The sequence below is a fragment of the Paraburkholderia sp. BR14312 genome (genome assembly GCF_040948675.1).
GTDB classification, from domain to species: domain Bacteria; phylum Pseudomonadota; class Gammaproteobacteria; order Burkholderiales; family Burkholderiaceae; genus Paraburkholderia; species Paraburkholderia nodosa_A.
Map to the genome: position 1 here is coordinate 24,075 of NZ_JBFPKI010000008.1, position 19,036 is coordinate 43,110.

General features: G+C 62.8%; 22 protein-coding genes. All 22 read left to right on the forward strand.

Going from position 1 to position 19,036, the window contains the following annotated elements:
• Position 1: 1 nt before the first annotated feature.
• The 22 genes from AB3X98_RS22675 to AB3X98_RS22780 all read left to right on the forward strand — a co-directional run bounded on the left by AB3X98_RS22675 (position 2) and on the right by AB3X98_RS22780 (position 19,024).
• Positions 2 to 196: a DUF2635 domain-containing protein gene (locus tag AB3X98_RS22675; protein WP_368603654.1), complete on the forward strand. Its 195-nt coding sequence runs from the start codon at positions 2 to 4 to the stop codon at positions 194 to 196.
• A gap of 23 nt (positions 197 to 219) precedes the next feature.
• A complete protein-coding gene (locus AB3X98_RS22680) occupies positions 220 to 1,704 on the forward strand; it encodes a phage tail sheath subtilisin-like domain-containing protein (RefSeq protein WP_368603653.1) in 1,485 nt (494 codons plus the stop codon).
• Between the two features lie 64 nt (positions 1,705 to 1,768).
• Positions 1,769 to 2,143, forward strand: a complete 375-nt coding sequence (locus tag AB3X98_RS22685; protein ID WP_368603652.1) for a phage tail tube protein — start codon at positions 1,769 to 1,771, stop codon at positions 2,141 to 2,143.
• A gap of 10 nt (positions 2,144 to 2,153) precedes the next feature.
• Positions 2,154 to 2,426 (forward strand): phage tail assembly protein, encoded by a 273-nt coding sequence (locus AB3X98_RS22690; RefSeq protein WP_368603651.1) that lies wholly within the window; start codon positions 2,154 to 2,156, stop codon positions 2,424 to 2,426.
• A 141-nt stretch (positions 2,427 to 2,567) separates the two neighbouring features.
• Positions 2,568 to 4,952: a transglycosylase SLT domain-containing protein gene (locus tag AB3X98_RS22695; protein WP_368603650.1), complete on the forward strand. Its 2,385-nt coding sequence runs from the start codon at positions 2,568 to 2,570 to the stop codon at positions 4,950 to 4,952.
• Positions 4,949 to 6,307, forward strand: coding sequence for a DNA circularization protein (locus AB3X98_RS22700; RefSeq protein WP_368603649.1), 1,359 nt, complete (start codon positions 4,949 to 4,951; stop codon positions 6,305 to 6,307). The genes AB3X98_RS22695 and AB3X98_RS22700 overlap by 4 nt, the downstream gene beginning before the upstream one ends.
• Complete coding sequence (locus AB3X98_RS22705) at positions 6,304 to 7,389, forward strand: phage baseplate assembly protein (RefSeq protein WP_368603648.1); 1,086 nt, start codon at positions 6,304 to 6,306, stop codon at positions 7,387 to 7,389. The genes AB3X98_RS22700 and AB3X98_RS22705 overlap by 4 nt, the downstream gene beginning before the upstream one ends.
• A gap of 3 nt (positions 7,390 to 7,392) precedes the next feature.
• A complete protein-coding gene (locus tag AB3X98_RS22710; protein ID WP_368603647.1) occupies positions 7,393 to 7,977 on the forward strand; it encodes a phage baseplate assembly protein V in 585 nt (194 codons plus the stop codon).
• Positions 7,974 to 8,405, forward strand: a complete 432-nt coding sequence (locus AB3X98_RS22715; RefSeq protein ID WP_368603646.1) for a phage GP46 family protein — start codon at positions 7,974 to 7,976, stop codon at positions 8,403 to 8,405. Before AB3X98_RS22710 ends, AB3X98_RS22715 begins: the two co-directional genes overlap by 4 nt.
• A gap of 1 nt (position 8,406) precedes the next feature.
• A complete protein-coding gene (locus tag AB3X98_RS22720) occupies positions 8,407 to 9,561 on the forward strand; it encodes a baseplate J/gp47 family protein (protein WP_368603645.1) in 1,155 nt (384 codons plus the stop codon).
• Entirely contained in the window at positions 9,562 to 10,203 is a 642-nt protein-coding gene (locus AB3X98_RS22725; protein ID WP_368603644.1) for a YmfQ family protein, read from the forward strand. It abuts the gene before it with no gap.
• 12 nt (positions 10,204 to 10,215) lie between these two features.
• A complete protein-coding gene (locus AB3X98_RS22730; protein WP_368603643.1) occupies positions 10,216 to 11,565 on the forward strand; it encodes a hypothetical protein in 1,350 nt (449 codons plus the stop codon).
• Between the two features lie 2 nt (positions 11,566 to 11,567).
• Positions 11,568 to 12,116, forward strand: a complete 549-nt coding sequence (locus AB3X98_RS22735) for a DUF4376 domain-containing protein (RefSeq protein WP_368603642.1) — start codon at positions 11,568 to 11,570, stop codon at positions 12,114 to 12,116.
• A gap of 16 nt (positions 12,117 to 12,132) precedes the next feature.
• Positions 12,133 to 14,418 carry a beta strand repeat-containing protein gene (locus AB3X98_RS22740; protein ID WP_368603641.1) on the forward strand — a complete coding sequence of 762 codons (2,286 nt, stop codon included), beginning with the start codon at positions 12,133 to 12,135 and terminating at the stop codon, positions 14,416 to 14,418.
• A 67-nt stretch (positions 14,419 to 14,485) separates the two neighbouring features.
• Positions 14,486 to 14,707, forward strand: a complete 222-nt coding sequence (locus AB3X98_RS22745; RefSeq protein WP_368603640.1) for a hypothetical protein — start codon at positions 14,486 to 14,488, stop codon at positions 14,705 to 14,707.
• Positions 14,704 to 15,342 (forward strand): glycoside hydrolase family 19 protein, encoded by a 639-nt coding sequence (locus AB3X98_RS22750; protein WP_368603639.1) that lies wholly within the window; start codon positions 14,704 to 14,706, stop codon positions 15,340 to 15,342. Before AB3X98_RS22745 ends, AB3X98_RS22750 begins: the two co-directional genes overlap by 4 nt.
• 66 nt (positions 15,343 to 15,408) lie before the next feature.
• Positions 15,409 to 16,047: a hypothetical protein gene (locus AB3X98_RS22755; RefSeq protein WP_368603638.1), complete on the forward strand. Its 639-nt coding sequence runs from the start codon at positions 15,409 to 15,411 to the stop codon at positions 16,045 to 16,047.
• Complete coding sequence (locus AB3X98_RS22760; RefSeq protein ID WP_368603637.1) at positions 16,044 to 16,262, forward strand: hypothetical protein; 219 nt, start codon at positions 16,044 to 16,046, stop codon at positions 16,260 to 16,262. The genes AB3X98_RS22755 and AB3X98_RS22760 overlap by 4 nt, the downstream gene beginning before the upstream one ends.
• Before the next feature lie 72 nt (positions 16,263 to 16,334).
• Positions 16,335 to 16,802 (forward strand): hypothetical protein, encoded by a 468-nt coding sequence (locus AB3X98_RS22765; protein WP_368603636.1) that lies wholly within the window; start codon positions 16,335 to 16,337, stop codon positions 16,800 to 16,802.
• On the forward strand, positions 16,802 to 17,377 hold the full coding sequence (locus tag AB3X98_RS22770) for a lipase (protein WP_368603635.1): 576 nt from the start codon (positions 16,802 to 16,804) through the stop codon (positions 17,375 to 17,377). Before AB3X98_RS22765 ends, AB3X98_RS22770 begins: the two co-directional genes overlap by 1 nt.
• 86 nt (positions 17,378 to 17,463) lie before the next feature.
• Positions 17,464 to 18,258 carry a DNA adenine methylase gene (locus AB3X98_RS22775; protein ID WP_368603634.1) on the forward strand — a complete coding sequence of 265 codons (795 nt, stop codon included), beginning with the start codon at positions 17,464 to 17,466 and terminating at the stop codon, positions 18,256 to 18,258.
• A 97-nt stretch (positions 18,259 to 18,355) separates the two neighbouring features.
• A complete protein-coding gene (locus AB3X98_RS22780) occupies positions 18,356 to 19,024 on the forward strand; it encodes a hypothetical protein (protein ID WP_368603633.1) in 669 nt (222 codons plus the stop codon).
• Positions 19,025 to 19,036 lie beyond the last annotated feature (12 nt).

Genomic DNA, 19,036 nt, shown 5'->3' on the forward strand with positions numbered 1-19,036 from the left:
CATGCATGTAAAACCCGCTGCGGGCCTGAAGGTCCGCGATCCTGATCTGCGCGATTTTCTGCCCGACGAAGGGCGCGTCGTGCCCGATTCGCAGTACTGGCTGCGTCGCTTGCGCGATGGCGACGTCGTGCCCGTTGAGCCGGCGAACACGCTGGCCTCGCCGGCGCGCGTCACGAAGGCTGCTGACGCGGCCTGATTCTCATCCGGAGAAACCTCTTCATGGTTCCGTTTACCAAACTCCCCGCGAATACCCGCGTGCCGTTGTTCTACGCGGAAGTCGACAATTCGCAGGCCAACAGCGGGCAGTTGAACCAGCGCACGTTGATCATTGGCCAGATGACGGCCGCTGGCACCGGCACGCCAAATGTGCCGCGCATTAGCGCGGGAGTCGGCGATGCGCAGACGCAGTGGGGTCCAGATTCGATGCTCGCCGCAATGACTTCTGCATACCGCGCGGCGGACGACTTCGGCGAGCTTTGGTACCTGCCGCTCGACGATGACCCTGGCGCGATCGCGGCGACCGGAAGCGTGACGATCAACAGCGCACCGACGCTCTCTGGCGCGCTTTCGCTGTATATCGGCGGCACCCGTTACCAGCAACCCGTACTGCCGACCCAGACGACGGCGCAGATCGCCGCGGCGCTGGCCGCACTTGTTTCAGCGGACGCGCTCGCGCTGGTGGAAGCGACGGCGGCGAACAACGTGGTCACGCTGACCGCAGTAAACAAGGGGCTCGTCGGCAACGAGATCGACCTGCGCATGAACTACCTCGGCGCGACGGGCGGCGAAGTGACGCCGACGGGCCTGGCTGTCACGCTCGCACCGATGTCCGGGGGCGCGATCAATCCGACGACGGCGTTGCAGACGGCACTGGCGAACTGCGGTGACCAGGCATTCGATTTCATCGTGTGCCCGTACACCGACACGGCGAGCCTGGACGCGCTCAAGGCGTTCATGAACGACCAGGCCGGACGCTGGGCGTGGAGCCAGCAGATCTACGGCCACGTGTTCGCGGCTTACCGCGGCACGCTTGCAACCTGCACGACGTTCGGTACGGCGCGAAACAACCAGCACGAAACGGTGCTGGGCTACTACGATTCGCCAACGCCCGCGTGGCTTGTTGCCGCGCAGCTTGTCGGCTCGATCGCGCCTGCGCTGCGCGACGACCCGGGTCGCCCGGTGCAGACGCTGCCGATCATCGGCATGATGGCGCCGCCTGTTGTCTCGCGGTTCCAGCTGACTGACCGTAACACGCTGCTGTACGACGGCATCAGCACCTTCACGGTGGGTGACGATGGGACGTGCTATGCGGAGAACATCATCACGACCTACCAGAAGAATGCGTTCGGAGATCCGGACGACAGCTATCTGGAGCTTGAAACATTGTTCCTGCTCATGTACGTGCTGCGCGCAATGCGCACCATGGTCACGAGCAAGTACGCGCGCATGAAGCTGGCCGCAAACGGGACGCGCTTCGCAGCTGGCAGCGCGATCGTCACGCCGAACATCATCAAGGCGGACATCATCGCGAAGTACCAGGAGCTGGAATTCAACGGTTACGTGCAGAACAGCGACGCCTTTGCCACGCAGGTGATCGTTGAGCAAAACGCGCAGAACCCGAACCGCGTCGACTGCCTGTGGCCGGGAACGCTGATCGACCAGCTGCGCGAGTTCGCGCTTCTCGCGCAGTTTCGCCTGAGCTGAGCGTCACGCCGACAAACCAAGGGCCGCCTTCGGGTGGCCATTTCGTTTCTGAAGGAGCCACTCAATGGCTGCCAATCCGAATCGTCTTGCCGGGATTGCCTATATCTCGGTTGACGGTCAGAACTACATGCTCGCGGCCGATCTCACGTATTCCACGGCCGATGTCTCGCGCGAGTCGCTCCTCGGGCAGGACCGCGTCCACGGCTTTGGCGAGAAGCCGCGAGCGCCGTTTATCTCATGCTTGTTTCGCGATGCCGGCAACCTGACGGTCAAGACGTTCAACAGCATGACCGACGTCACAGTTACATGCGAGCTGGCCAATGGCAAGACGGTGGTCGGCCGCAATATGTGGACTGTCGAGGCGCAGGAAGTCAAGACCGCGGAAGGCACTTTCGAGGTGAAGTTCGAAGGCTTCTCGGGCAGCGTCACTGAACAATAAGGAGAGTTAAATGAGTGAAGTCAATGAAGCCAATGAAGTGAACGAGGAAACCGGGGTGCTCGAGCTCAGGGCGCCCGTTGACGGTGTGACCGAAATCACGTTGCGCGAGCCGACGGTGGATGAGATCGCGACGATCAACGAACAGACCCAGAAGTTCGGTGCCGTGCGTGCGATGAAGAACATCATCGCGAAGATGGCAAAGATCGAGGTCGCAACGGTGGGCAAGATGGGCGCGCGTGACTTCAACGCCTGCAACAAGTACCTGTCGGGTTTTTTCGACTAGCGCCCCCCAACCTTGATGAACTCGTCGCGGACGTGACCGAGTTCTATAAGTGGGGGCCTCGTGAGGCCGGTTCGCTGACATGGCGCGAACTGGAAAAGTGGCTGGCACAGGCGCAGCGCATCATTGACGTACGGAGAGGCGATGACGGCTAACCAGGCAATCCAGTTCACGATCTCGACCGTCGACAAGGCGACGGCCACCATCAACCGGATCAACAACACGGTCTCTAAGATGGTGCGCCCGTACGAGAATCTCGCAAAGAGCGTCAAGCGCTTCTCGCAGGCCTCGGGCCTTACCGAAATGGCGAACAAGCTGGACGTGGTCGCGAAGAAGGCGAAGGCGACCGCGGCGAGCATCGGAAGGATGGCCACTCCGCTGCTCGCCATCGTCGGCGGCGGCACGCTCGCAGGCCTTGGCGAAATGGTCGTGCACTGGGAGCGCATCGGCGCGGAGACCGAGCGCACGTCGCGGATGCTCGGCATCACCGCTGACCAGCTCACGAACATGCGCAGCGCGGCGACGCTCATGGGCGTGTCCGCCGACTCGATGACGTCCGGCTTCCGGTCGTTTGCGGACACGCTGCAGGACGCGAAGTGGGGGCGCAACCAGGGGGCGTATGCGATGCTGCAGGCGCTCGGCATCACGCTGCATACAACCAAGACTGGTGCCATCGACGCACAGGCGGCGATGTATGACCTTGCGGACCGCATTCAGCGACTGCAGAAACGCGATCCTGCTGCCGCGCGCAATCTGGCGCGCTCGCTTGGCGTCGAGCAGCTGCTGCCCATGCTGGGTCTTGGCAGCGAGGGTATGCGTAAGTACGAAGCCGAGGCGCGCCGGCTGCGTGGCGAGTTCACGCCGGAGATGGCTGCGCGGGCGCAGGCCTTCTCGACGTCGCTCAATATGCTGGGCGTTGCCTCCGATGGCCTGAGAGCATCGATCGCAGACCGGCTCGCGCCGATCATCCAGCCCGTTATCGACCGGATGAGCGACTGGATTTCGAAGAATCGCGAATGGATCTCGCAGCGGGTTGGTGAGGTCGTCGATCACCTCGCGAAGATGCTCGACAAGGTCGACTGGCCAACGTTCATCAACGGCTTTGCACGTGCAGTGGATAAGGCGGTCGATTTCGCCGGCTGGATCCTCAAGGTCATCGACAAAATCGGCGGCTTGAAGACGGTGCTCGTTGCCGTCGGCGTGTATATGGCTGGCGGATTTGTTCTGTCCGTTGGCGCAGCGGTCGTGAGTATCGTGGCTCTGATCGGCAAGATCGGGCTGCTCATCGGGAAGTGGAAGGGTGCGGGTGCTGCGGCCAGGGACGCAGCGTCAACCATGAATGCGGCAAGCAGCGCAGGCGGCGCGGCGGCGGGCGTGAGCCGGGCTGCGAGGGCGATGGGTGGTCTGAAGGCCGGGCTCAAAGGCGGTGCGGTGCTCGCCGGGATTGTGGGTGCGGTCGAACTGGGGGGCATCGCGATGTCCAACGAATCGAGCCAGCAGAAAAAGCGCGATGCATCGGGTGCCGTGGGCGGAACGGCAGGCAGCATTGCCGGCGCAGCGCTCGGTGGCGCAATCGGATCGGTACTGCTGCCCGGGATTGGCACGGCCATCGGCATGTCGCTCGGTGGCGTGGCGGGTGATGCGATTGGTCGCTATATCGGCAATGCCGCCGGCCGGGCAATGTTCGGTCACGCTCAAGGGAAACAGGCCGCAGGTACGAACAGTAAGCAGGCCCAGGCGTCGGGCGATGACGCATCATCGCCTGGTGACAAGCGCTCACTTGCCGCTCGCGTGACCGATGCGGCGGATGCTTTTGCGAAGAAGATCAGCGAGGCGGCCGACGATCTGGTCGACCGCCTGGGACAGCTTGGTGGGAGCATCGCATCGGGTGTGTCGAGCACTGCTTCGGGTGTTGTCTCTGGTGTCATGTCGACAGCTGGACGGTTCGGCCGCGGTGTGAACGACCAGGTCAAATCGCTGGCGTCGAAGCTCAATTTTGGGGGCCTTGAGAAGCAGTACGGCCTGCAGTCCGGGCTGCTGTCAGCGATCGCGATGCAGGAGTCGGGCGGCAACACCAATGCCGTGAGCCCGACGGGCGCCTCGGGCCTGTTCCAGTTCACGGGCGCAACGGCGAAGCAGTACGGCATCACGAACCGCTTCGACCCGGCGCAGGAAGCCCAGGGCGCGGCGAAATACATGCACCGGCTGCTTGACATGTTCCACGGCAACCTGCGACTCGCGCTCTCGGCATACAACGGCGGCGAAGGCAACGTCATGAAGTACGGCCCGAACTTCCGTGCGGAGACGGCGAACTACGCGCCACAGGTGCTGTCGCGCCTCCCGTCGCTCAACTCGGGCGAGCCGGTGCCGTCGCTGAACCAGCGGGCGCAACAGGTCGCGCCGACTGCGCCGGAGGTGCACGTGCATAACCAGGTGCATGTCGCGAGGGATGGGGGCGTGACGGTTCGGACGCAGACTCCGAGTGGCCTGAAAATCGCTAGACCAGTGGCCTCTATGGTGAACGCATGATCAACCTGCCATTTTTCAGTGCGCTGCAAACAGCGTCATGGCGAGGCGTGCCGTTTGGCGTGACGTCATCGACCTTGAAAGTAGGGCGGCGCAACGTCGTGCACGAATACCCGTATCGCGACGATGTCTGGGTCGAGGATCTCGGGCGCGCGGGGCGGCGTGTCACGCTGACCGGCTTCCTCGTTCAGGACGCTGTCTATGGGGGCGGCGACGTCATCGCGCAGCGCGCGTCGATGATCGCTGCGTGCGAGCAGCAGGACGACGGCGCTGGGGAGCTGGTACACCCGTCGCTCGGGCGCCTGACCGTTTCGCTGGTGGACTTCGAATGCGAAGAGCACGCCGAGCGCGGTCGCGTTTTCGAGCTGCGCTTCTCGTTCATCGAATCGGGCGAGCAGCAGTTTCCGACGCTGTCGATCGCCACGCAGGCATTGACGGAACTGTCGGCGGTGGCTGCCTTCGCCGCGGCGGCGGAGGATTTCCTCAGTGGCATTTCAGCGCTGCTCGAGACGCCAGCAATCATCGATGAGGTCGTGGGCGTCTTGGAGGGGTTCGTCACTCAGGCGCAGGGGATCGTGCAGCGCGCGACCAGTCTGCTCTCGATGGTCGCGACGCTGCCGGGGCAGTTCGGGCGTTTCGTGGGGCAGTTCACCACGGGCGTCACGCGCCCCGCCGCGACGTTTCAGGGGCAGGGAACAGCCGGTGCCGGAGGTTCTTCGGTGGCAATGCAGTCGTTGATCGGCGCTGGCGCCACGGCGCGTGCCGCAGTGGCCACCTGCGGCACGACACTGATTGCCGCCGCATCGGGCTCAAACCATACGGGCGTGGCGAGCGCCGCACAGTCGCTGGTCACGGCCGTGCGCACCGCGAATGCCGACCCGCATCAGGCGGTGCAGTCGCTGCTCGCGCTACGGGCCGGATCGAGTGCTCAGGCCGGCACCACGTCCGCGTTGACGACAGCCAACACCGTCACGGTCGCATTGTGCCGACGCAGTGCAGTGATCGCGCTCGCACAGTGCACGGAGAACTACGCGCTGACGTCTTTCGATGACGCACAGACCCTGCGCACGATGGTGTGCGATGCGCTCGACACGGAGATCGTGACGGCGGCCGACGCGGGCGAAGACGCGACGTACAACGCGCTGCGTGCGCTGAAGGTGGCGGTGGTGCAGGATCTGACCACGCGCGGCGCATCGCTTGCGGCGATGCAGACTGTGACGACGCTGCAACCGGTACCGCTCATCGTGCTGTCGCAGCGTCTGTATCAGGACATTGCGCACTATGACGCGCTGGTGCAGCAGGCCGATCCCATTCACCCGGCGTTTTCGCCGACCAGTTTCAGGGCTTCACTGGCATGAGTGACGACGTTTCACTGACCGTCAATGGCATGACCATTGCGGGCTGGAAGAGTGTGCGCATCACGCGTGGCATTGATCGCATCCCGGCCGACTTCGAGATCGGACTTACTGAGCGCTTTCCGAACGTGACAGAAGTGGTGGTGAGCGAGGGCGATCCGTGCGTGGTGAAGATCGGCGACGATACGGTGATCACCGGCTACGTCGACCGTGTTTCAGAGGTGATCAGCGCGAAGGACCACGTGCTGAGCATCTCCGGGCGGGGCAAGTGCGAGGACCTGGTTGACTGCTCGGCGCAGATCGATTCGTTCCAGTTGCTGAACGTGCAGACGGCCGATCTCGCGAGGCAGCTCGCGGCGCCGTTCGGCATCAACGTCAAGGCGCTCTCGTCTGGCATCGTGCACCCGCAGATCTGCCTGAACGTCGGCGAGCCGCCGTTTTCGAAGATCGACATGGCGTGCAAGCTGGCCCAGCTGCTGTGCTACGAGGATGCCGACGGCGATCTCGTGATCGGGCCGCTGTCGACGGATGAGGCGGCAAGCGGGTTCCAGCAGGGTGTGAACGTCGAGCACGCGAGCTATACACGCGACATGTCGCAGCGCTTCAGCGAGTATCGCGTGTACCTGATCGGTACGGGCATCTTTCTCGAATCCGGGCAGCAGCCTCTCGCGGAATACACCGTGGTCGACGATCTGATTCGTGCCATGCGCCGCGACGACGGGGCGTCGCGTTACCGGCCGAAGGCGTTCATCGCACAGAACGGCGATGCGGGCGCTGTGGTGTCGAACGCGCACGCGCTGTGGGAATGCAACCGACGCATCGGTCGCGGCAACGTCATTACGGTCACCACGAGTTCGTGGCGTGACAGCGCCGGTTCGCTATACACGCCCAACACGCTCGCTCCGCTGTCACTGCCGACCCTGAAGGTGATCGACGGGTCGAAGTGGACTATCGGTGAAGTGACCTACCGCCGCGACATGGGCGGTACCGCGTGCGAGCTCGCGCTGATGCCACCGCAGGCATTCCAGCCCGAACCGATCCTCTACATGCCATTGCCAGCTGACGCTGCGCCGGCGCTTCGATAAGACATGGAAAACCTTTTCTGGAGTCTCGTCCGCTCGCTCGGACGGGGACGGCTCACGCGCGTCGATGACAGTGGGCCGACCCAACTCGTGCAGATGCAGTTGTCTGCGAACGAGACACGGGACCACACACCACGCCTCGCCCAGTACGGATTCCAGTCGAATCCTCCTGCGGGCAGCGATGCCATCGCGGTGTTCTTCGGCGGCGATCGCACGAACGGTGCGGTGATCGCATGCGGGAATCAGGAGTACCGGGTCAAGGGGCTTGCGACAGGCGAGGTGTGCATCAGCGACAACAGGGGACAAAAGGTCTACCTGACGCAGGCTGGCATCGTGATCGACGGTGGGGGGTTGCCGATGCGGTTCACGAATTCACCCCAGGCAACGCTCGACATACCGACGGTGCACTGCACGGGCGACCTGAATGTCGATGGCAACGTGACGAGCGGCAAGAGCGTCACGGCGGCTCAGGACGTGGCCGACCAGGGCGGCACGAAAACGATGGCCGGCATGCGTGAGACGTTTGACGGCCACGACCACGACGTGCCGCAGGGCGGTGTGACCTCGAACCCGCTGCAGAGGATGGAATGAGTGACATCACCACCGTCTGGAACGTTGCACGCATGCACGGCGATTGGGTATTGCAGGGACCGTCGCTTCAATCTGGCGAAGACCTGCAGACGTCTGTTCTCATCAGCCTCTTTACGGACCGCCTGGCACTGCCGAGCGACGAAACACCCGACGGCAACCGGCGCGGCTGGTGGGCCGACGATCCGAAATATCCGATTGGCTCGCGTCTCTGGCTGCTCGAGCGCGTGAAGGGACCACGCGACGTGCCGCAGCGAGCCTTCGACTATGCCACTGAGGCGTTGCAGTGGTTGATCGATGACAACGTGGTCGCGCGCTTCGATATCACCACACAGTGGGCGTCCCGCAGCCGCCTCGATCTGCAGGTGGTCGCCAACCGGCGCGACGGCACGCGCATCGCCATGAAATTCGAACAGGTCTGGACAAACTGACATGCCTTTTGCACGACCCACACTCACGCAGTTGCGCAACCAGGTGGCGCAGGACCTGAATGCGAACCTCACGGGGGCAGACGCGCTGTTGCGCTTCTCCAACCTCCGCGTGCTTGGCGAAGTGCTCGCCGCGCTCGCGCAGATGCAGTACGGCTATACGGACTGGGTCGCGAAACAGTCCAACCCGTTCACGGCGACCGATGAGTATCTCGACGCGTGGGCGGCGCTCAAGAACGTGCTGCGCAAAGCAGCAACGCAGGCCGGAGCAGAGACGCCGGGACAGGTGACGTTTCCTGCAACGAACGGTGTTGTGTTGCCGGCTGGCTCGTCGATCACGCGCGGCGACGGAGTCGGCTATACGACGTCCGCAGATGCGACGGCGGCGAACGGGGCTGTTACCGTCAATGCTGTGGCCAACGAGGACCCGACGGGCTTGACCGGTGCGTTCGGCAACTGCGTCGCCGGGACCGTGATGACACTCGGCACGGCAATCGCGGGCATCACGTCAACAGGCTTGGTAACGACCGCCTTCACGGGTGGTGCTGATATCGAGACCGACGACAGCCTGCGCTCGCGCATGCTCTTCGCCTACCAGAACCCGCCGCAGGGCGGAGCGGTAAAGGATTACATCACGTGGGCGCTGCAGGTCGCGGGCGTCACGCGCGCGTGGTGCAATCCGAACGGTTTTGGGCCCGGCACGGTCGTCGTGTACGCGATGCTCGACAGCGCCGAATCCGGCAACGGCGGCTTTCCTGTCGGCACCGATGGTGTCGCGGCGAACGAGTCGCGCGGTATCGCGGCGACGGGCGACCAGTTGACGATCGCAAACTGGATCTACCCGCTGCGCCCGGCCACGGCACTCGTCTACGTTTGCTCGCCTACCCGCAAGGTGGTCGACTTCACGATCACCGGCTCTGGAACTTTCTCCGCGGCGACGAAGGCGTTGATTGCCGCGGCGATCTCGGGCGTGTTCGTCATGTATGGCGACCCTCTGGGCAGTGAAGACCTGGGTGGCGGCATAGATCTGTCGTACATCGGGTCGGCCATCGCGGCGATCTCGGGCACTGCAGGTTTCGTCATTACCTCTCCGGCGGGGAACATCGTTGGCACAACTGGCCAACTGCCCGTATTGGGCGACATCACCTGGCTTCCTTAAATGGCCGCACCGAACTATCAGGCCTCGGATTTTGCCGGGGTCATCCACGCCCTACTGCCGCGTGGACTCGTGTGGCCGCGTGACCCGCACACCGTCATGGCGCAGGCGATCGCAGGCCTCGCGCCGACGTGGGCGCGCCACGCGCAGTCGAACGGCGATCTGCTCGTCGACGCGTTTCCCGCAACCGCTGTCGACCTGTTGACGGAGTGGGAGGAAACATTGGGTCTGCCGGATCCGTGCGCCGGTGAGTCCCCCACGCTGCAGCAGCGGCAGGCGCAGGTGGTGGCGCGCCTGACAAATACCGGCGGCCAGTCCGTACCGTTCTTCATCGGCTATGCACAGACCCTCGGTTACGCAGTAACGATCACCGAATTCACGCCGTTCCGTGTGGGTCAGCAAACAGTCGGCGATCCCGTCGGAAGCGTCGCCTGGGCGTTCGCCTGGCAAGTCAATGCGCCTCCGGTCACCGTGGAGTACTTCCGGGCGTCGCGCTCGGCGGTGGGTGAACCCCTTGCGTCATGGAACAACGCGGTGCTGGCTTGCGAGATGAACTCGCTCAAGCCGGCCCATACGACCGTGATCATCGCCAACACTGGCTTTCTCGATACGACATTCAGACTCGATTCATCAACGCTGTCATGAACAGGACCTTAGATGTTTGCCATTGATCAACAAACGGCGGCGTCCGCGTTACCAGCGCCGAGTGCGGCCGGTACACCGGGCTATTTCACCGGCGGGAATCCCGCGACCGCCGAGCCTGCGACGATCCTCGATCCCGACTGGTGCAATATGGTGCAGGAGGAGTTGCTCAACATCGTTGCGGCAGGTGGCCTCACGCCCAGCAAGACAACCTACAACCAGGTGCTCACGGCGATCAAGGCGATCGTGCAGTCCGGAACTTCGCAGTTGTGCGCCGATACCGGTGCGGCCAACGCCTATGTCACCACGATGTCGCCGGCGCTCGAGGCACCCGTCGACGGCGCACCGTTCTGGATGAAGGTGGCCAACGCGAACACGGGCGCATCGACGCTCAATGCCACTGGCACCGCTTATCCGCTCGTGGGCGCCGGCCACGCCGCGCTGCAGGGCAATGAGATGGCGAAGAACGGGTGGGCCCTGATCGAATTCGATTCGTCGATCGGCGCTAACGGTTCTTACGTTCTGCGGCACTGCACGGGCGGGATCATGCAGGTTGCCGGGTTGTACGCCTCGGGGATCCTGTGCGGGGTCAACCTGCCCAACATGCTTTTCAATGGCTCAGCGGAATACGGCAACGCGGGCTGGACCCCGGGCAACTTCAGTGCAGTGGCGGGGCTGGCGGGCGAGGGGACGTACTGGACGAACACGGCCGCTCTGGCAGCGACCGCACAGGATACATCCGGACAGGTTGCTGTTGGCGCTGGTGTGCCGCTGACCCTTTCGCTGGACATCTATGCCGCGGGCGTGACTGCGGGGCGTGCTTACGCATATATCGAGGCCTTCAGTTCCGCAGGCGTGTCGCTCGGCTCCGTCTGCGCAGCGTACGGCACGGCAGGCTCCGGCTGGAAGCGATACTCTGCGTCGGGCACCACACCCGCGAATACCGCGTTCTGCGTCCTTCACAGGCTGGTGGACACAGCGCCCGTCGTCAGTGCCGCGGGCGTTGGATTCCGCCGGATCAAGGTGGAGGGCGCCACGCAGCAGTCACTGTATTCGATGGAGGCGAGCCTGGCCGCGTTCGGCGCAACGCTGGCCACCAATAGCTATCAGAAGCTGCCGAGCGGCTGGATCATCCAGAAGGGCGTCGCGGGACTGGCCACTGGAAACGGCGACGTGGTGACGTTGCCGCTCGCATTCCCGAACCAGTTTTTCGGTGTTGTCGGCTCGGATCAGGGCGGTGGCTGCAATTCCACCAGCTGGGCTCGCAACGGGTCGTCGCTCTCCACCTTTCTCGGTTATGGGAAAGCGGCCGGCACGAACACCAACTCTGCAACCACCTACAGCTATATCGCGATTGGATGCTGATCATGGGACAGAAATTCGCAGCAAAGGACGCGCAAGGCAATCTTGGGTTCTACGACAGCGTCGACAGCCCGTTGCCGGAAGATGCAACGGATGCTGTCGCGATTACCGACGAGGAGTGGGAGGCGGCGAAGGTCACTCCCGGCTACGCGATCATGAACGGCGTGTTCACGCCGCCGTCCGCGGACGTGCTCCTCGAGCAGGCGCGTGTGCAGCAGATAGCGGTATTGCGCGCAGCGTACAACACCGCCATCCAGCAGCCGGTTAGCTACACGAGCAAGGCAGGCGTGACGAAGGGCTATCAGACCGACTCGGTTAGCGTGTCCAACCTCTCGCAGATGATCCTCGCCTTTCAGGCGACGGGTGCAGTGCCGGACGGCTTCTACTGGGTGGCTGCTGACAACACGCAGGTGCCATTCACGTATGCCGATCTGCAGGGCCTGGCGCAGGCAATGGGCGCGCAGGGCGCGGCAGCCTTCCAGAAGTTCCAGACGCTTAAAGTCGAGGTGGCTGCAGCGGCGACCATTGCCGCAGTGCAGGCCATCGACTGGTAATTGTTCAAGGCAGATCATGCTGAAAAAAATCCTTACCTTTGTCACCCTGGCGTGCCTGGCCGTCTCTCAGCTGGCGCTCGCGCAGTTCGTGCCGGGCCAGATACTCACCGCGACACAGCTCAACGCTGCACTTGCTTCGCCGCACATCACTGGCGGTACGATCAGCGGGCTGTCGACGCCCGTTCCTCTCGCATCGGGTGGAACGGGGGCCACTACTGCACTCGGCGCGACGGCGGCATTGCAATACCAGAATGCCGCATCAGGCAGCACCTCGCGTGCAGTAAGTGCAAAGCTTGGCGATCTGGTGAGCGTGCTCGACTTCGGCGCCGATCCGACCCATACGAAGGACAGTGCGTCGGCATTTGCGGCCTGGTATGCCTATCTCCTCTCGACCGGCAAAGCTGGCTATATCCCTGCGGGTAACTACCAGATCGCGAGCAGCGTCACGTGGGATCAGGCCACTGTCCGGACCAGGGGGGTGAAAATCTATGGCGACGGGCCGCAATCCCATCTTGATCTGACGTCGATCGGCTCGGGAATTCCGTTCCAGGTGCTCGACTCGGGAAACACCGGCTGCTTCTATACGGTGCTCGAAGACTTTTCCATCGAGACCAATGTGAATGGCCCTGGCGTTGTGCTGGGGCAGGAGAGCAACGCCGATGCGCTGAACGCGTTCCGGATCAGCCTGGTCATCAATAACGACAACACGGGGTCCAGCGCGACGGCCGCTGAGCTGAACTACGTCGTCAATTCGAACATCTACATCGTCGCGAACGTCGAAGGGCCGAGTGCCGGTGAAGCGCTCCGGATGCGGCAAGCGCAGTTCAACTACATCGGCGGCTCGTTCTCGAACGCTCTCACCGGATTGCACCTGACGGCGGGTTATAACTACGGGAATATCTTTCTCGCCCCGGATATTGAAGTCGTCGGTACCGCTGTTTCAATCGACACCGCAACGGCTGTTCACAACACGATGCTGGGCGGGACGCTCGTATGGAACACGGTTGCGATCAACGCCACGGCCGGCAATGCGAACCGCTTCGTCGGGGTCAATTTTGGCAGCGGATCGGGGGTGCCGACAAACGGGACCGGCGTCATCATTGATGACATCGGGTACGGTGCCTATCCCATCGGCGTAGCGAACCCGAACACGGGAAATTTTACGTCGCTTGGCGCGGCGAGCCTCAACGTTACGGGAAGCACGACGCTTGCCGGTCTGACTGCAAGTGGCGTGGTCTCCGTCAACAGCCTGTCCACGTCCAGTGCTACGATCAGAGGCGGGACCATCGATGGCACGCCAATTGGGGCGACCACCGCGAGCACCGGTTCGTTCACGACTCTTGCTGCGAGTGGCGCTGCTTCGCTCGGCAGCCTGTCAAGCGCTAACGCGACGATTACCGGCGGCTCGATCAATGGCGCACCGATAGGGGCAACTGCCGCGAGTACCGGTGCATTTACCACGCTCGCCGCGAGCGGTGCTGCCACGTTGAACACGCTCGCTAGCTCCGGCGTGACGATCACTGGTGGCACGATCAATGGTGCAACGATCGGTGGTACGACGCCACAAAATGGATCGTTCACGACCGCGTACCTGACGCGGCCGGTGGGAACCGACCGGGACGTTGTTTTTCAATCGGCGGGCTCGACGCGCTGGCAGTTGAGAGTGCCAGGGACGGCCGAAAGCGGCTCGAACGTGGGTTCCGATTTCAGCGTTGATCGATTCAGCGATACCGGGACGTTTCTCGGCTCGCCACTAACGATCACGCGCGCGAGCGGCCTGGTGACCATTGGCTCGCTCGGCAGCTCCGGCGTGGCAATCACTGGCGGCGCAATCAACGGTACGCCAGTTGGCGCGAGCACTGCGAGTACTGGTGCTTTTACAACGCTCACTGCAAGTGGCACGGCCACATTGAATACGCTCGCCAGTTCCGGAGCAACGATTACCGGCGGATCGATTAACGGCACGCCTGTGGGCGCCGCGACCGCGAGCACGGGTGCGTTCACCACATTGAGCGCCAGCAGCCTGTCGGTCGGCAGCACGAATGTTCTGCCGAACCTCGGTGGCACGACTGGCAGCATTGGTGGTAGCTCACTTGCGGCGGGCGCGTGCACATCTGGAACTGCATCGGTAAGCGGTGCAACGAGCGCGATGGGAGTTGTGGTCACGCCGTCCACATATCCCGGCGATGGCTTTCTCTGGGAGGGATATGTGTCATCGAGCGGTGCCGTGACCGTGAAAGTGTGCGCGGCCTCTGCCGGGACGCCTACCGCGTCCACCTATAACGTCCGTGTGCTGCAATAAGCAACTCCGCATCAGATCAGGCCGCCTTCGGGCGGCCTTTTTTATTTCCATCTTCGACGGAGGTCGCGTGAGCAATCACGACGAGATGAACACCGCGATTGCGGAAAACGAGCGACGCATCGATGTGCACGAAGCCGTGTGTGCCGAGCGCTACAAGGGTATCGAGGATGCGTTCCGCAGAGGGGACAGGCGGATGCAGCGAATCGAGTACGTGATCTATTTCCTTCTGCTTGCGGTGGTCTTTGGGCCTGCCGGCGGCCTGAAGGCATTCGAGGCGTTTATCAAATGAATCTCACTGTACCCATCATCGCCGCCGGGTGCGGCGCCCCGATTGCATCTGCAACGCAATGGGCCCCTTTACTACAGGCCGCGTGCGACAAGTTCGCCATCAATACGCCGCTTCGCGCAGCAGCATTCCTCGCCGAGATAGGTGTCGAGAGCGCGCGGCTGACGGCCATCGTCGAAGACCTCAACTACAGCGCCGAGGGTCTGCTCTCTTGCTTCCCCGGACACTTCACCGAGGCGCAGGCGCAGCAGTATGCGAACAAGCCGCAGTCGATCGCGAATCGTGTCTACGCGAACCGCATGGGTAATGGCGATGAGGCGAGCGGCGACGGATGGAAATATCGCGGCCGCGGCTGCATCCAGCTCACTGGCCGCGATGAATACGCGCTCTGTGAGATGGGCCTCGACCTCGACCTCCTCAACCATCCCGAGCTGCTCGAGCAGCCCGCGAATGCCGCGATCGCGTCTGCCTGGTATTGGGCGAATCGTGGTCTCAGCATCCTGGCGGACACAGGTAATTTCCTCGGCATTTCCAGGGCGATCAACCTCGGCAGCGCGACGGCGTCTGGGACTCCCGGACAGTACTCGCAGCGACTTGCGCTCTACGGGGCGGCAAAGAAAGCGCTCGGTATCGCCTGAATCTCCCGCTTGCGATTTTGCGCAAGTTGCCGCCTTCGGGCGGCTTTTTCGTTTCTGGAGCATTCCATGCCCCGATGCAGTCACAGCGTGCCGCTCGCGCACGCGAGCAAAGGCCCGGCTGAAGGCCTCGCAAAGGCCCCGGCGATTACCGGTGAGCACCTCGTGAAGGTCACCGATGTCGAGCTGGAGTACTACCCGGACCACGCCGAGCCGCGCACGGAGTCAGCGACTTTCCGGCACACCAAGCAGGCTGGCCACAAGGCGGCACTGCGTTGCGCAGTCAGTGGCCAGCCGGCACCGGAATACCACCACCTCTTCTGCGAATGGGCCGACGCCGATGCCGTTGACTGGACGATCGTGAAGGCGATCGCGGTGGGCGAGATCACCGAAATACCGGTGCTGGACCTCGTAACCGATCAGCCGACTGGAGAAACCTTCCCCGCCGAGCAGTCGCTCATCTGGCTGATCTGCAAGCTCGCGGAGCTGCGCGGCTTCGACTGGCATTCGTTCGATCCCGCCGAACCCTCGACCTTCGTTGACGGCATCGCAAATATGCTGCCGCTCGTCGCGAAATTTCACCGCTCGCCCACACACGGAATCCATCACCGCTCGTGGCCGACCTTCGTGTTTCAGGCGTACCCGCGCAAGGCCGGGTTCGTCTTTACCCCTGACGAGTTCGTCAGTCCTTCCAGGGAGCATCCATGAATCGAACTTCCCCAGCCGCAACCGGTACCGCAGGCGCGGCGATCGCATGTCTTGTCGCTGTCATTGCGTCAGTGAACAACTACTTCGACCTTGGTATTTCAGCGCAGGATCAGGTGTCGCTCGCCGGCGGCATCGTGGTCGGAGTGCACTGGCTCGCGCAGCAGTACGCCGCGCGCGTCGCTGCGAAGCAACCCACAGCACCTGCCCAGCAGTAACCCTCTCTCCGCGCGCGCGGCTCTTATAGGCAGTAACCAAACAGAAGGATCTATCCCATGAAACGCTCTCGTATGCTGCTTGCGGCAGGCCTCGTCGCGTCTGTCGCTTTCGCAGGCTGTACGCTGACTCAGTTGCAGAACACTCAGACGGCCGCCCAGAAGTTCCAGGGTGAAGTTACGGCGGCCTGCAATGTATTCCAGCCTGCGATCGCTCCATTTGCCCCGTTCTTCATCGGCAACGCGCCGGTGACGGCGTTCAACTCTGATGTTGCGCTGGCATGCGGAAGCAATGCGCTCGTGAATCTCACGTCGATCAACAACGTGATCAACAGCTCGGCTGCCGCGGCGAAGGCCGTGATTCCGCAATTCAAGCACCTGACACCTGAGCAAGTGGCCCTCGTTCAAGGCCTGATCGGGGCATTCGAAGGTTCGCTGAGGAACGCCATCGCTGCCTATCAGGCGTCGACGGGCGCTGTGCTGACAACCGCCCCGGCTGTCACTTCGGCTGTCGCATCGTCCCCTGTCGCAGCGATCCAGTAATGACGCCTCGCGACTATGCGTTGCTCGCGCAGCGTGCGTACAGTGAGCCGCCCAAAATCGGCCTCGAGGCGAGCGCCGCGCGCGCGATAGTGGAGGGCACAGCGGTCGCCTTTCCCGGCACAAATAACGTTGCCTGCTGGCTCGCCGATCTCGACGCGGCCACGGTCAACGTGCCGGGCTATGGCACGCTGCATGCGGGATTCTGGAGGGCGTTCTGCTCAATCCAGGGGCCGTTGTTGCTACTGCCGACGCCCGAAGTGACTGTGGGGCATAGCGAGGGCGGGGCGCTTGCGATCCTGTTTGCCGCGGCATTGTGCCAGGCGAGGCGGCCGCCGAAGGAGGTCTACGCATTCGAGCCGCCGCGTGTGAGCGCGGACGGCACGCTTGCCGCGCTATTCCAGGCGAACGGCGTCGCCGTGCATATCTACCGCAATGGCGAGGACGTCGTGCCGCTCGTACCGCGCGTGCTCCACGCGTGGCAGCACCCGGCGCCAGTGATCCCCATCGGCAAGGCGTCCCTGCCGGTGCCGAACGTCGAGGACCACTTCATCGATCATGTTGTGGCGGCGCTTTAACGCACAACTGACGTGCACAAAGATCTGCACGTCCCCCCGCTACGGCGGCGTGCGATCCAAACGAGACCAGAACAATTCGCACATTCATGACACAACCTATCATTCCCTGGCTTGGCGGCAAGCGCCGTCTGGCCGATCAGCTCATTCCGCTCTTTCCGCAGCACGAATGCTATGTCGAGGTCTTCTGCGGCGGCGCTGCCCTGTACTTCCTGCGGCCGATGCCAGCACCGGTCGAAGTGCTCAACGACATCAATGGCGAGCTGGTGAACCTCTATCGCGTCGTGCAGCACCACCTCGAAGAGTTCGTGCGCCAGTTCAAGTACGCCATTTCGAGCCGGCAGGTGTTCAAGTGGCACCAGCTCGCAGTCCCGGAAACCCTCACCGATATCCAGCGCGCGGCGCGCTTCTATTACCTGCAACAGCACGCGTTCGGCGGCAAGGTGGACGGGCAGACGTTCGGCACGGCCACCACCGCGCCATCCGTCAATCTGTTGCGCATCGAGGAGGCGCTGTCGGCCGCGCATCTGCGACTCGCGGGCGCGCACGTCGAGAACCTGTCATGGCAGGAATGCATGACGCGATACGACAGGCCGCACACGTTCTTCTATTGTGATCCGCCGTACTGGCAGACAGAAGGCTACGGTGTGCCTTTCCCGTTCGAGGAATACGAGCGCATGGCGGCCGTGATGCGTTCGTGCAAGGGCAAGGTGATGGTCAGCGTCAACGACCATCCAGACATCCGGCGCGCTTTCGACGGCTTCCCGATGCTTGGTCTCTCGATCAAATACAGCGTGAATAACAACAGCGGCGGGCCGTCGACGAGCCGCGAGCTGGTCATCACCAACTGGGAGCCGGGAACCCAGACGGGTGGGCTCTTCTAGTTTTTGTGTTTACTTGTCAAGAAGGTCAAACATTGCAAGGGCTGGTTTCTCCGCTTGTTTCCGGTCTTAGGATGGGGCCTTTAACCCCATCCTTCTCATGAGTGACCAAGTCCACGAAGATTGCCCGTACCTCTTCCATTCATCGCTGAAACTGTATGCGATGGTGCACAAGCCGCTTGATACACCGTCCATACCGTCTGGCACGACGTACTGCGGCGACATGCAGATGCTCTGCCATCGTTCGCAAGGCGAGCGCCTGATCTGCACCTACCTGAGCCCGCTCGATGCGGTTATGGGATCGAAGGGCTTGAGCGGTGACGATCACTTCTGGCCAATTGATTTTCGATGCGTCGATACCCGTCACTTCATGGAGCTGCATGGTCGTCTTACGGTATCCGTGAACTATGCGTACGCGGCCGACCGGAACCGTCTTGTGATTGGAGAGCGCGGTGAACCGGTCATGGTCTACACGGGTGACACGTTCGACGTGCCCCCCGACTTGCGTGACCACTTCACGATCCGCTTTTCTGAACGCGTGCCGAACCTGATCAACGAAGTCTACGAGAAAGCGGGCCTCTTGAATTTTGCGGACACGCTGGATGCGATGGATCGATGGTCGGCCGCGCAGATCGCCGATGCCGAGGAGCAGGCACGCTCCAGGCTGCCACCGACGGTCCACGTTGACGATATCGGTAAAACCTCGATGGATCAGTGTGCGATCTACGACCCGGAATCGGGTGATTGGGTGTTTGTGAACTTTGACTGAAGGAGGCTTGGT